This is a genomic window from Streptomyces sp. NPDC045998 (assembly GCF_056430285.1).
Map to the genome: position 1 here is coordinate 765,064 of NZ_JBWKLJ010000002.1, position 12,231 is coordinate 777,294.

The 12,231-nt window shown below is 75.0% G+C and carries 9 protein-coding genes; 4 read left to right on the forward strand and 5 right to left on the reverse strand.

Annotated elements, in window-relative coordinates; genetic code table 11:
- Position 1: 1 nt before the first annotated feature.
- The 4 genes from AC07FJ_RS08390 to AC07FJ_RS08405 all read right to left on the reverse strand — a co-directional run bounded on the left by AC07FJ_RS08390 (position 2) and on the right by AC07FJ_RS08405 (position 5,307).
- A complete protein-coding gene (locus AC07FJ_RS08390) occupies positions 2-1,624 on the reverse strand; it encodes an adenosine deaminase family protein (protein ID WP_479046661.1) in 1,623 nt (540 codons plus the stop codon).
- Between the two features lie 122 nt (positions 1,625-1,746).
- Positions 1,747-2,544, reverse strand: a complete 798-nt coding sequence (locus AC07FJ_RS08395) for a VOC family protein (protein WP_479046663.1) — start codon at positions 2,542-2,544, stop codon at positions 1,747-1,749.
- A gap of 149 nt (positions 2,545-2,693) precedes the next feature.
- A complete protein-coding gene (gene pgm, locus AC07FJ_RS08400) occupies positions 2,694-4,334 on the reverse strand; it encodes a phosphoglucomutase (alpha-D-glucose-1,6-bisphosphate-dependent) (protein ID WP_479046666.1) in 1,641 nt (546 codons plus the stop codon).
- Positions 4,335-4,566: 232 nt separating this feature from the next.
- Positions 4,567-5,307, reverse strand: coding sequence for a PP2C family protein-serine/threonine phosphatase (locus AC07FJ_RS08405; RefSeq protein WP_479046948.1), 741 nt, complete (start codon positions 5,305-5,307; stop codon positions 4,567-4,569).
- Positions 5,308-5,368: 61 nt separating this feature from the next.
- On the opposite strand from AC07FJ_RS08405, the gene AC07FJ_RS08410 reads away from it, so the two are divergent.
- On the forward strand, positions 5,369-6,418 hold the full coding sequence (locus AC07FJ_RS08410; RefSeq protein WP_479046668.1) for a M28 family peptidase: 1,050 nt from the start codon (positions 5,369-5,371) through the stop codon (positions 6,416-6,418).
- Between the two features lie 142 nt (positions 6,419-6,560).
- A complete protein-coding gene (locus tag AC07FJ_RS08415; RefSeq protein ID WP_361429797.1) occupies positions 6,561-6,899 on the forward strand; it encodes a transglycosylase family protein in 339 nt (112 codons plus the stop codon).
- Between the two features lie 28 nt (positions 6,900-6,927).
- Here the strand turns inward: AC07FJ_RS08415 and AC07FJ_RS08420 are convergent, their stop codons facing one another.
- The gene (locus AC07FJ_RS08420; protein ID WP_479046670.1) at positions 6,928-9,651 is read right to left on the reverse strand and encodes a SpoIIE family protein phosphatase; all 2,724 of its coding nucleotides are present in this window, start codon (positions 9,649-9,651) and stop codon (positions 6,928-6,930) included.
- A 294-nt stretch (positions 9,652-9,945) separates the two neighbouring features.
- Between AC07FJ_RS08420 and AC07FJ_RS08425 the strand changes: the two genes are divergently transcribed.
- Both AC07FJ_RS08425 and AC07FJ_RS08430 read left to right on the forward strand, forming a co-directional pair.
- Positions 9,946-11,256, forward strand: coding sequence for an alpha/beta fold hydrolase (locus AC07FJ_RS08425; RefSeq protein WP_479046671.1), 1,311 nt, complete (start codon positions 9,946-9,948; stop codon positions 11,254-11,256).
- 109 nt (positions 11,257-11,365) lie between these two features.
- Positions 11,366-12,121, forward strand: a complete 756-nt coding sequence (locus tag AC07FJ_RS08430; RefSeq protein ID WP_479046674.1) for a PIG-L deacetylase family protein — start codon at positions 11,366-11,368, stop codon at positions 12,119-12,121.
- Positions 12,122-12,231 lie beyond the last annotated feature (110 nt).

Below are 12,231 nucleotides of genomic sequence, written 5' to 3' on the forward strand. Positions count from 1 at the left end.
CTCACGCCCCGGCGCCGAACCTCCGCTCGAAGGCGGCGAAGGCCACCTCCTGCCGCCACTGGACGGCCGCCTTCGGGCTGGTGGCCAGCAGCTCCTGACAGGCGGACCCCGGCGCCCGGAGCGTGGACGGCTCCGGACGGCACTCCGCGACGGGCCGGTAGCCCTCCCGGGTGGGGTTGCCCCGCCACAGGCTCCGGCCCGGCAGGAAGGCGTACTCCAGGGACGCCCGCGCCAGGTCCTTCAGCTCCGGGTAGCCGAGGTCGTACGTCGTGGCGGCGTACTGGTACTCGTGGCTGATGTCGGTGCGCGAGACACCGGGGTCGTCGGTGGAGAGCACGACCGGCACGCCGTACTCCCGGTAGGTGGAGAACGGATGGTCCGCGCCCTTCACACCGAGGATCTGGGCGTTGCTGGTGAACGGCACCTCCACCGCCACCTCCCGGGCGGCCATCGTGCGGGCGAGCCGCCGCCAGTCGTCCTCGTGGACCAGGTCGACGCCGTGGCCGATGCGCTCGGCGCCGGCGACGTTCACCGCCTCGCCGATGTGGAAGGTCAGGTGCTCCGGCTTGACCAGCCCCGGCCACAGCTCACCCGCGTGCAGGGTGATGTGGGCCCGGGGGTAGACGCGGTGCAGATGGGCGAGCATCCGCATCTGCAGGCGGTAGTCGCGCAGGGAGCTCTCCCAGTCCTCCGGCTGGACCAGGTTGACCGCCACGAACCGCGGGTCGCGCTCCGCCAGCCGCAGCCCCAGGGCCATCTGCGTGAAGACCCGCTCCGGCGCGCTGCCCCGCGACACCTGCGCGATCCAGCGGACCGTCAGCCGGCAGCCGGGCGCGGGCCGCGCGGTGCCGCAGCGCGCCGTCTCACGGAACTCGCGGTCCGCCTCGTCGGCCTCCGCACGCGCCTCGGCGACCAGCCGATCGAGCCTCCCGCCGGCCAGCAGCTTGCCGTGCAGCCGGGCGAGGTCCGCGTCCCAGCCGACCTCCGTCGCGAGCTGCTTCGCCCCGTCGGAGGCGGGGCTCACCATCGTCTCCAGGTACGACTGGTTCTGCGCGGCCGCGGAGTCGGCGACCTCGGCCAGCAGCTTGCCGCGGTGGCGCCAGGTTACCGCGCCGAACCGGCCGAAGGTGGCGAAGAAGTGGTCGTGGCCCGGCTCCCCTTCGGGGAAGCCCTCCATGGACCACGCCCGCACCAGCGCACGGTGGAACGCCGGGTCGCTCGCGGCGTCGGCGGCCGGACGCCTGCCCGGCCCGCACGGCGGCTCCACGGCGGTCATCGTCGACTCGTCGACGCACAGGCCGTCCTCCCCGGCGAGCCGGATCAGATACTCCGTGGAGACCGCGCCGGACAGGTGGTTGTGCAGGTCACCGCCCTTGGGCAGGTTCCGGAAGAACTCCCGCAGCCGGGCGGGACGGTGGCGGATGGTCTCCAGCAGGGCGTCGACGCGCGCCTCCGCCGGGGTCACGAGGCGCGGGTGGGCGGCGTGCGAGGACGGCGTCGACGGCGCGTTCGCGCCCTGGGCGGCGGCGGGCAGCGCGGACTGCGCCGACAACAGGCTGAGCACGGCGAGGCCGGCCGCGAGGAGGGCCCGTCGGCGGCCGGCGTGGTGGCGTTGGTTGATCACTGTCGCATGATCGCCACCGGAGGGCGGGGCGTACGGCCCGTTCGGCGGTGTTCACACCGACGGTCACCCGTCCGGGTGAACGGAGCGGGGAAGGGACGGCGCGGAGGTGCCGTGCCGGCCCGTCAGCTCATCTCGACCGGGGTGAGCACCACGAAGTCCGCGCCCGCCGGGTCGACGCAGACCGCCAGCCGTCCGACGCCCTCCGCGTCCTCCGGCCCCATCTGCACGCTGCCCCCCTTCGAGGTGACCTTCGCGACGGTCGCGTCGCAGTCCTCGGACCCGAAGACGGGGTGCCAGTAGGCGCGACCACCGTTCAACGACAGGTGCTCGGCAGGGAGCTGCATGAGCCCGCCGTGCATGCGCTCCTCCGGCTGGCCCGACGGGGTGATCAGCGAGTACGTTCCGCCGCCCCCGGGCAGGTCCATGTCCTGCGTCCGCCAGCCGAACAGGCTCCCGTAGAACTCCTTGGCCGCGGGCGCGTCCGTCGTCATCAGCTCCGTCCAGCACAGGGCCCCCACCTCGTCCACGGCCTCCATGCCCTTGAACGTGCTGGGCTGCCAGACGGCGAACTGCCCGCCCTGCGGGTCGGTGTACTGGGCCATCCGGCCCTCCCCGTCGGCGTCCATGGGGGCGACCCGCACCGTGCCGGACGACCGCCGCACCGCCTCGGTCGTGGCGTCGACGTCGTCCGTGAGGAAGTAGATCATCCAGGCGGAGCGGGCGCCTTCCTCGGTGAGCCGGCCGAGACCGCCGATCCTCTTGCCGTCCAGCGCCAGGAAGCCGAAGTCCGGCTCGTCGGCCGCCATCGGCTGGTACTCCCAGCCGAACACGGAACCGTAGAAGTCGGCCGCCGCCGCGACATCGGGTGCGCCGAGGTCGATCCAGCAGGGGGAGCCCTGGACGAAGTCAGTGGTGATCACGGTGATTCCTCGCGTCGCTGGTGCGGCGTACCCCTACCGCGGGCCCACCGCCGGTCTACCCGCAGGCTTACCGCAGCAGCGTGACACCGCGGGCCGTCCCACGCCCGCCGGGAGGGGCGAACCGGTGACGCGGGACGGCGCGGCGTCCGTCAGCCCCGCAGGGCCGCCGACACGACGGCCTGGGCCTCCTCCTGCACACGCGCCAGGTGCTCGGGGCCCTGGAACGACTCGGCGTACACCTTGTAGACGTCCTCGGTGCCCGAAGGGCGTGCGGCGAACCAGGCGTTGTCGGTGCACACCTTGATGCCGCCGATGGGCGCGCCGTTGCCCGGGGCCTCGGTCAGGACGGCGGTGATCGGCTCGCCGGCGAGGGTGCCGGCGGTCACCTGGGCGGGGGAGAGGCGGCCCAGCGCGGCCTTCTCCTCGCGGGTGGCGGGCGCGTCGACGCGCGCGTACGCCGGTTCGCCGAACCGGGCCGTCAGCGCGGCGTACCGCTCGCTGGGCGTGCGGCCCGTCACCGCCAGCATCTCGGAGGCGAGCAGCGCGAGCACGATGCCGTCCTTGTCGGTGGTCCACACCGAGCCGTCACGGCGCAGGAACGACGCCCCGGCGGACTCCTCGCCGCCGAAGCCGAGCGAGCCGTCGGCCAGCCCGTCGACGAACCACTTGAAGCCGACCGGTACCTCGACCAGCTCGCGGCCGAGGTCGGCGGCGACGCGGTCGATCATGCCGGACGACACCAGCGTCTTGCCGACCCGCGCGCTCGCCGGCCACCGCTCACGGTGGCGGAAGAGGTGGTCGATCGCCGCGGCCAGGTAGTGGTTCGGGTTCATCAGCCCGCCGTCCGGGGTCACGATGCCGTGCCGGTCGGCGTCCGCGTCGTTGCCGGTGGCGATGGCGAACCGGTCGCGTCCCTCGATCAGCGACGCCATGGCGTACGGCGACGAGCAGTCCATCCGGATCTTGCCGTCCCAGTCCAGCGTCATGAACCGCCACGTCGGATCCGTGTGCGGGTTCACCACCGTCAGGTCGAGCCGGTGCTCCTCGGCGATGCGCCCCCAGTACGCCACCGACGCCCCGCCGAGCGGGTCCGCGCCGATCCGTACGCCCGCGGCGCGCACGGCGTCCAGGTCCAGGACCGACGGCAGGTCGCGCACGTACGCGCCGAGGAAGTCGTACCGGCCCGTGGTGGACGCCGCCAGCGCGCGGGCGTAGGGCAGCCGGCGCACCTCCTTCAGCCCGCCGGTGATGATCTCGTTGGCCCGCTCCTGGATCCACCCGGTCGCCTCGGAGCCGGCCGGGCCGCCGCTCGGCGGGTTGTACTTGAACCCGCCGTCCGCCGGGGGGTTGTGCGAGGGGGTGACCACCACACCGTCGGCCAGGCCCGAGGTCCGCCCGCGGTTGTGGGTGAGGATCGCGTGCGACACCGCGGGCGTCGGGGTGTAGCCGTCGCCCGCGTCGATGAGCACGGTCACGCCGTTGGCCGCGAACACCTCGACGGCCGTCACCCGCGCGGGCTCCGACAGGGCGTGGGTGTCCGCCCCCAGGAACAGCGGCCCGTCGGTGCCCTGCCGGGCCCGGTACTCGCAGATCGCCTGGCTCGTCGCCGCGATGTGGTCCTCGTTGAACGCCGCCGCGAGGGACGACCCGCGATGCCCCGACGTACCGAAGGCCACCCGCTGGGCCGCCTCCGCCGGATCGGGGTGCACGGTGTAGTACGCGGTCACCAGCCGGGCCACGTCGACGAGGTCCTCGGGCCGCGCCTGCTGTCCCGCGCGCTCGTTCGGCATCTGTCCACTCCTCCGCATCGGTCCCGTGTGAGCAGTACACGGACCATGATCGCCTGTCTGTCCTCTTCGGGGCGGATGCCCCCCGTACGGACGTTCCCCCCGGACGGTGCCATCAGCCGCACGGGACGCGGGTACGGGCCCGCGCGGCCCGCGACGATTCGGGGAAGTCCGCCGCCCGCGGGAGGGTTCCCCGGCCCGCGTACCCGCAAGCGGGACTTTGGGCCCTCGCCGGTCACGCGCCGACGCGGAGGAGGGCGAGGGTGATGTTGTCGGGGCCGCCCGCGTCGATGGCGGCCTTCCAGAGCTCGAAGGCGGCCCGGCCGTCGTCGTGCACGCGCAGCAGGGCCGCGAGGTCGTCGTCCGGTACGGGGTCGGTCAGGCCGTCGCTGCAGATCAGGAACCGGTCGCCGGGGGAGAGGGCGCAGGCGGTCACGTGCGGGGTGACGGCGGTGAACGCGGTGCCGCCGCCGAGCGTCTGGGTGACGGCCGACGTGGTGCGCCGCCCCGGTGGCGGGGGCGGGCTGTCGTCGACGCTGACCTGGCGCAGACCGTCCCCGGACACGGCGTACACCTTGCTGTCACCGACGTTGAACACCAGCAGCGACTCCGCCAGCACGACGGCGCCCGCCACCGTGGTGCCCATGGTCAGCAGCTCCGGGTCGGCGCCGGCCGCCGCGTACACCGCGCGGTTGCAGTGGCCCACGGCGTCGCGTACGGCGTCCTCACCGGCCAGCGTGGGCCCGAGCGCGGAGAGCCGCCGCGCCACCAGGGCGCTCGCGACCTCGCCGGCCGGCTGGCCGCCGAGGCCGTCGGCGACCGCGACGACGAGCGGCGTGCCGAGCGGGAAGACCAGAGTCTGGGGGCTCTCCGTCACCGTGCCGCACAGCGTCCAGGGCCCGACGACCAGGCTGTCCTCGTTGTGCTCCCGGACCAGCCCGACGTGGCTCAGGGCGGTCACCGCCGCGTACGCCACCGGCATCGCCCTCCCTTCCCCTCCCATTGTGGCGCCGCGCGAACGGGAGCACCGTGGTGCCATGGGCGGTACCTCCGCGGTCACGGACGTCGCCGCGCTCGTACGGCAGCTCGGCGCGCGGGCCGACCCCGCGCGCCTGCGGCACGACGTGGAGGTCCTCGCCGAGGGGCCGCGCAGCCGGACGCGCGCGCCGGAGGCCATGCGGCGGGCCGAGGAGTACGTGGCGGGCCGGCTCGCCGCCGCGGGCTGGCGCACCGAGCGGCAGCCGTTCGACGTCCGGTGCCGCCTGGGCTCCACCGACCGCCGGGGCCATCAGGCGCTGCCGCTCGAGTTCCGGCTGCACCGGCGGCTGGCCGGCGTCAACCTGCTGGCCCGGCTGCCGGGCGCCCCGAGCCGCCGGACCGTGGTCGTCGGCGCCCACCTGGACACCGTCGAGGCGAGCCCTGGCGCCGACGACAACGCCTCCGGCGTGGCCGTGCTGCTGGAGACCGCGCGCCTGCTCGCCGGGCTGCCGCAGCCGCCCGCGGTCACGCTCGCGGTCCTCGACATGGAGGAGCTCGGGCTGATCGGCGCCCGGTACGCGGCCCGGCGGCTGCGGCGCGGCCGGCGGGCCGTCGGCATGATGTGCCTGGAGTCGGTCGGGTACTTCACGGACGAGCCGGGCAGTCAGCTGATGCCGCTGGGCTTCGAGGCGGCGTTCCCCGACGTGGCCGCCGAGGTCCGCGCCGGCGGGCTGCGCGGCGACTTCACGCTCGTGGTGCACCGCCGCGCGACGGACGCGGCGGCCCGGCTGTGGCGCCAGGCGGCCGGGGCCGCGCGGCCGCCGCTGCCCTGCGTCACCCTGCGCGACCCGCGGCCGCTCGGCCCGCTGGGCGCGCTCGCCGGGCTCGCGGTGCCGCCGCTGGCCCACCTCGACCGCAGCGACCACGCGGCCTTCTGGAACGTCGGCGTCCCGGCCCTGATGCTCACCGGTACGGCGAACTTCCGTAACCCCCACTACCACCAGCCCACCGACACCCCGGGCACCCTCGACTACCTGCGCCTTGCGGCGGTCGCCACCGCGACCGCCGCCACCGCCGCGTCCTGGCCCCGCTCCGTACGGGCGCGCTGACCGACGCTCCCCGCGCGCGAATTGTCGATACGTCGACCACAACAGCCCGATGGGCGCAACTGCGCGTGCCGGTTCCCGGACCCGGTTCTACGGTCGGAGCACCCTGCCCGTCCGTGGCAGGTCCCCGAGGGAAAGGACGCCCATGTCCCGTCGTCGTACGAACTCGCTGCTCCTGACCGTGCTCGCCGCCCACGCCGCGGTCCTGCTCGCCGCGCCCGCCGCCCCGGCCGCCGCCCACGCCGCGCCGCGCGTCGACTGGGACGCCATCGCGCAGTGCGAGTCCAGCGGCAACTGGAAGGCCAACACGGGCAACGGCCACTACGGCGGGCTGCAGTTCACCCAGTCCAGCTGGGAGGCGGCGGGAGGCCGCAAGTACGCGCCCCGCGCGGACCTCGCCACCAGGAGCGAGCAGATCGCGACCGCCAAGCGGCTCGCCGCCCAGCAGGGCATGGGCGCCTGGAGCTGCGCCCACCGCGGGTAGCGCCCGCCCCGTCGGACCGGCCCCCCGGTCACCACGACAGGTCGTCGAGCAGCAGCTCCGCCACCGGTTGCGGTCCGCCGGCCAGCGGCTGCTCCGTCCACATCACCTTCCCCGTGGGCGTGTACCGCGTCCCCCACCGCCCCGCGAACTGCGACACCAGGTACAGTCCGCGCCCGCCCTCGTCCGTCGTCGCCGCGCGCCGCAGGTGCGGCGAGGTGCTGCTGCCGTCGGACACCTCGCAGATCAGGCTGCGTTCGCGCAGCAGCCGTACGTGGATGGGCTCGGAGCCGTACCGGATCGCGTTGGTGATCAGTTCGCTGAGCATCAGCTCCGTGGTGAACCCGATGTCGCCCAGGCCCCACGCCTCCAGCTGGCGGCCGCACGCGGCGCGCACCGGCGCGACGGCCGCCGGGTCGGCGGGCACGTCCCAGTCCGCCACCCGGTCCCGTTCCAGCAGCCGGGTGCGCGCCACCAGCAGCGCGATGTCGTCCCTGCGGTGCGGGGGCAGCATCGCGCTGAAGACGGCCTGGCAGGTCTCCTCCGCCGTCCGGTCCGCCCGGTGCCCGGCCAGCGTGTCGCACAGCAGCCGCAGACCGGTGTCGACGTCGCGGTCGCGGTGCTCGATGAGGCCGTCGGTGTACAGCACCAGCCGGCTGCCCTCCGGCAGCCGCATCTCCGCCGTCTCGAACGGTCCGCCGCCGAGGCCCAGCGGCGGGAAGACGGGCACCGGGGGGAAATCCACCGTCCCGTCCGGCATGACCAGCGCCGGGGCGAAGTGCCCGGCCGTCGCCATGCTGCAGCTCCCGGACACCGGGTCGTAAATGGCGTACAGACAGGTGGCGCCCGTGATGCCGTCGCCGCTGCCGTCGCCCGCCTCCTCCTCGTCGATGCGGGAGACCAGCTCGTCCAGATGGCCCAGCAGCTCGTCCGGCGGCAGGTCCAGGGCCGAGAAGTTGTGCACCGCCGTACGCAGCCGGCCCATCGTGGCGGCGGCGTGCAGGCCGTGCCCCACCACGTCGCCGACCACCAGCGCGACCCGCGCGCCCGGCAGGGGGATCACGTCGAACCAGTCGCCGCCCACCCCGGCCTGCGCCGGCAGATAGCGGTACGCGACCTCCAGCGCCTCCTGTTCGGGCAGGACCCGGGGGAGCAGGCTCCGCTGCAGCGTGACGGCCATGGTGTGCTCGCGGGTGAACCGGCGGGCGTTGTCGATCGCGACGGCGGCGCGGGCGGCCAGCTCCTCCGCGAAGGCCAGGTCCTCCTCCTCGAACCGTTCGGGCCGCTCCGAGCGCCAGAAGTTGGCCATGCCCATCACCACGCCCCGCGCCTGCAGGGGCACCGCGATCAGCGAGTGGATGCCGTACGCCAGCGCCGTGTCGGCTCCGTCGGGGTCCTGGGCCCGCCAGCCGTGCGCCACCCTCAGGTCCGCCTCCAGCGCCGCGTGCCCGGTCGCCAGCGCCGCCGCCATCGGCGTCGTCGGATCGTCGAACCTGATCAGGTCGCCCACCGGCTGCAGCGGCGGGTCCTCGCGGATGCCGCTCACCGCCGCCCGCCGCATCTCGGTGTGCTCGTCGGTCGGCTCCTCGCCGCGCAGCACCGGGTCCAGCAGCTCCACCGTGACGAAGTCCGCGAACCGGGGGACCGCCACCTCCGACAGCTCCTCCGCGGTCCGCCGCACGTCCAGCGTGGTGCCGATCCGCACCCCCGCCTCGTACAGCAGCTTCAGCCGCTCCCGGGCCACCTCCGCCGTACCCGACAGGGCGCGCAGCTCGGTGGTGTCGCGGAGCGTGGCGACCGTGCCGGAGGCGCCGCCGTACGGGGCCGTGGGGCGGGTGTTCACGGCCAGCAGCCGGTCGGCGGCCAGGTGCACCTCGTCGGTGATGGTACGGCCCGAGGCCAGCAGTTCCGCGATGTCCTCGTCCAGACCCAGCTCGGTGACGTGGCGCCCCTCGGCCGCCGCGGGCAGCTCCAGCAGCCTGCGCGCCTCGTCGTTGGCGAGCGTCAGGCGGCCGTCGCCGCCGATCAGGATCACGCCCTCGCGCACGGCGTGCAGGACGGCGTTGTGGTGCTCGTACATCCGGGTCATCTCGGTGGGGCCGAGGCCGTGCGTCTGGCGGCTCAGCCGGCGGCTCACCAGCGCGGAGCTGCCGACGGCCAGGGCCAGCGCGCCGGCCGCGGAGACGAGCAGCACCGGCAGGTGGCGGTTGACGGCCGCCCCGACGTTCTCGATCTCCACCCCGGCGCTCACCAGGCCCACGATGGTGCCGTCCGCGTCCTCGACGGGGACGACGGCCCGCGCCGCGTCGTTCGGGGCACCCTCGAAGATCTCCGCGAAGGGCGTGCCCCCGGTGGCCCGCTCGACGCCCTCGGCGCGCGTGCCGACCAACGACGGGTCGGTGTCGACGAGGCGCGTGCCGTCCGGTGTCATCACCACGAAGAAGTCCACGCCCGCGCCGCGCCGCGCCTCCTCGGCGTGGGCCCGCAGGGCGGCACCCGGATCCGGCGACGTCAGCGCCCGCGCGGTGCCCGGGGCGTCCGCGAAGGACTCGGCGGCGGCGAGCGACCGGCTCTTCGCCTCCTGCTCGCCGTCGTGCCGCTCCTGGTACGCGAGCGCGACCACCGCGGCGACGATCAGCAGCACCGCGACGACGACCTGGAGCAGCAGCACCTGCCCGGCCACGCTGCGGGCCCGCAGCAGGGAACGGAGCCGGGCGCCCGACATGCGCCTGGGTCGTCCGAGACGTCCGTTCATGTCCCATTTCTAGCATCGGACCCCTGGGGGCAGCGACCGCGTGCGGGCCCGCCCGGGCCCGTCCGGAGACCGTCGGATCGGACCGCCGGCCTCCCCGGGAGCCGGCGCAGCCGGACCGCTGGAAGGGCCGGCGGGGGCTGCACCCTGGTGCGGGACACGGTCATGATCACCGTACGGGCCGCGCGCGCTCGCGAGCGGAAGCCCCGGTCACAAGGCCCCTCGTCAGGGCGGGTCCCGGCCTGTGGTGGACTGGGCGGCGCACCACCGCACAGCCACAAGGCGACAGGAGCCGCGTTGACCAGCTACCGCCAGCCCGGGGTCGTCCTCACCGACCACCGCTTCACCGTCCCGCTCGACCACGGCGACCCCTCCGGCGCGCACATCGAGCTGTACGCCCGCGAGGTCGTGGCCTCCGGGAGGGTGGGCGCCGACCTGCCGTGGCTGGTCTACCTGGAGGGCGGCCCCGGCTTCGGCGCCCGCCGTTTCGTCGGCGCCCAGGCGTGGCTGGGCCGCGCCGTCCAGGAGTTCCGGGTGCTGCTCCTCGACCAGCGCGGCACCGGCCGCTCCGCCCCCGCCAACCGGCAGACCCTGCCCCTGCGCGGTGGCCCCGCCGCCCAGGCCGCGTACCTCGCGCACTTCCGCGCCGACTCCATCGTGCGGGACTGCGAGCTGATCCGGCAGCGGCTGACGGGCGGCGCCCCCTGGACCGTGCTCGGCCAGAGCTTCGGCGGCTTCTGCGCCACCCACTACCTGTCCGCCGCCCCGGAGGGCCTGCGGACCGTCCTCATCACCGGCGGCCTGCCCTCGCTGGACGCCCGCGCCGACGACGTCTACCGCGCCGCCTACCCCCGCATGCGGCGCAAGGCCGAGGACCACTACGCCCGCTACCCGCAGGACGTCGGACGCGCCCGCCGTATCGCCGCCCACCTCGCCGAGCACCGCACGGTCCTGCCGGGCGGCCACCTGCTGACCCCGGAGGCCTTCCAGTCGCTGGGCATCCTGCTCGGCGGCGGGGACGGCAGCCACCGCCTCCACTACCTGTTGGAGAACGCCTTCGTCCGCGGCGCCGGCGGCCCGGTCCTCTCCGACGCCTTCCAGGAGGACGTGCGGGCGGCGCTGTCGTTCGCGGCGCACCCGCTGTACGCCCTGCTGCACGAGGCCATCTACGCCCAGGGCGCCGCTCGCGGCCAGGGCCCCACGGCGTGGGCGGCCGAGCGGGTGCGCGGGGAGTTCCCGGAGTTCGACGCCGCCAAGGCCCTGGAGGGCGACGGGCCGCTGCTCTTCACCGGCGAGACCATCCACCCCTGGCACTTCGACACCGACCCGGCCCTGCGGCCCCTGCGCGAGACCGCCGAACTGCTCGCCGCCCGCGAGGACTGGACGCCGCTGTACGACGCCGAGCGCCTCGCCGCCACCGCCGTACCGGTCGCCGCCGCCGTGTACCACGACGACCTGTACGTCGACACGGCGCACTCGCTCGCCACCGCGCGGACGATCCGGGGCCTGCGGACGTGGGTGACCGACGAGTTCGAACACGACGGGCTCCGCACGGGCGGCCACCGCGTCCTGGACCGGCTGCTCGCCCTGGCGCGAAACGAGATCTGACGGCGAGACCTGACGGCGCCCGACAGCGACCTGACGGCGACGTGACGGCGACGTGACCGCGACCTGACGGGGCGTCGGCGCCGATCGGCCCCGCCCGTATCCTGCGCCCATGACTGATCAAGCAACCGGTGAACCGGCCGCCCAGCTCCAGCCCATGCCCGAGGACTGGCAGCGCGCCCTCGCCGTCGTCGCCCACCCCGACGACCTCGAATACGGGTGCGCCGCCGCCGTCGCCGCCTGGACCGACGCCGGGCGCGAGGTGACGTACGTCCTCGCGACCCGCGGCGAGGCGGGCATCGACACCATCGACCCCGCGACCTGCGGGCCGCTGCGGGAGCGGGAGCAGCGGGCCAGCGCGGCGGTCGTCGGTGTCTCGGAGGTGGAGTTCCTCGACCACAGGGACGGCGTCGTGGAGTACGGCCTCGGCCTGCGCCGGGACATCGCCGCCGCGATCCGCCGCCACCGCCCCGAGCTCGTCATCACCCTCAACCACCGCGACACCTGGGGCGGCGTCGCCTGGAACACCCCGGACCACGTCGCCGTCGGCCGTGCCACGCTCGACGCGGCGGCCGACGCGGGCAACCGCTGGATCTTCCCCGAGCTCGTCGAGCAGGGCCTCCAGCCGTGGGACGGGGTGCGCTGGGTGGCGGTCGCCGGCTCCGTCAGCCCCACCCACGCCGTGGACGCGACGCCCGGCCTGGAGCGTGCCGTGCGCTCGCTGCTGGAACACCGCGCGTACATCGAGGCGCTGACGGACCAGGACCCGGAGGAGTACGCCCGTGCCTTCCTCACCGGCAACGCGCAGGCCGCCGCGGCGCGCTTCGGCGGGCGCCCGGCCGTGACCTTCGAGGTCTTCAGCCGCTGACGTACCGCCATAGCGGCACATCCCGAGGCCCCGGTGGGCGGGTGCGCCACCGGGGACCGCCTCTTCCCCGAGGGGCAAGCGACCGCTTAGTATGCGCCCCATCGTGGTTC

Coding starts and splice junctions, on each gene's coding strand:
- pgm (WP_479046666.1), bottom strand. CDS start 4,334: ATGCCGAACGAGCGCGCGGGACAGCAGGCGCGGCCCGAGGACCTCGTC.
- AC07FJ_RS08410 (WP_479046668.1), top strand. CDS start 5,369: ATGGGCGGTACCTCCGCGGTCACGGACGTCGCCGCGCTCGTACGGCAG.
- AC07FJ_RS08415 (WP_361429797.1), top strand. CDS start 6,561: ATGTCCCGTCGTCGTACGAACTCGCTGCTCCTGACCGTGCTCGCCGCC.
- AC07FJ_RS08420 (WP_479046670.1), bottom strand. CDS start 9,651: ATGAACGGACGTCTCGGACGACCCAGGCGCATGTCGGGCGCCCGGCTC.
- AC07FJ_RS08430 (WP_479046674.1), top strand. CDS start 11,366: ATGACTGATCAAGCAACCGGTGAACCGGCCGCCCAGCTCCAGCCCATG.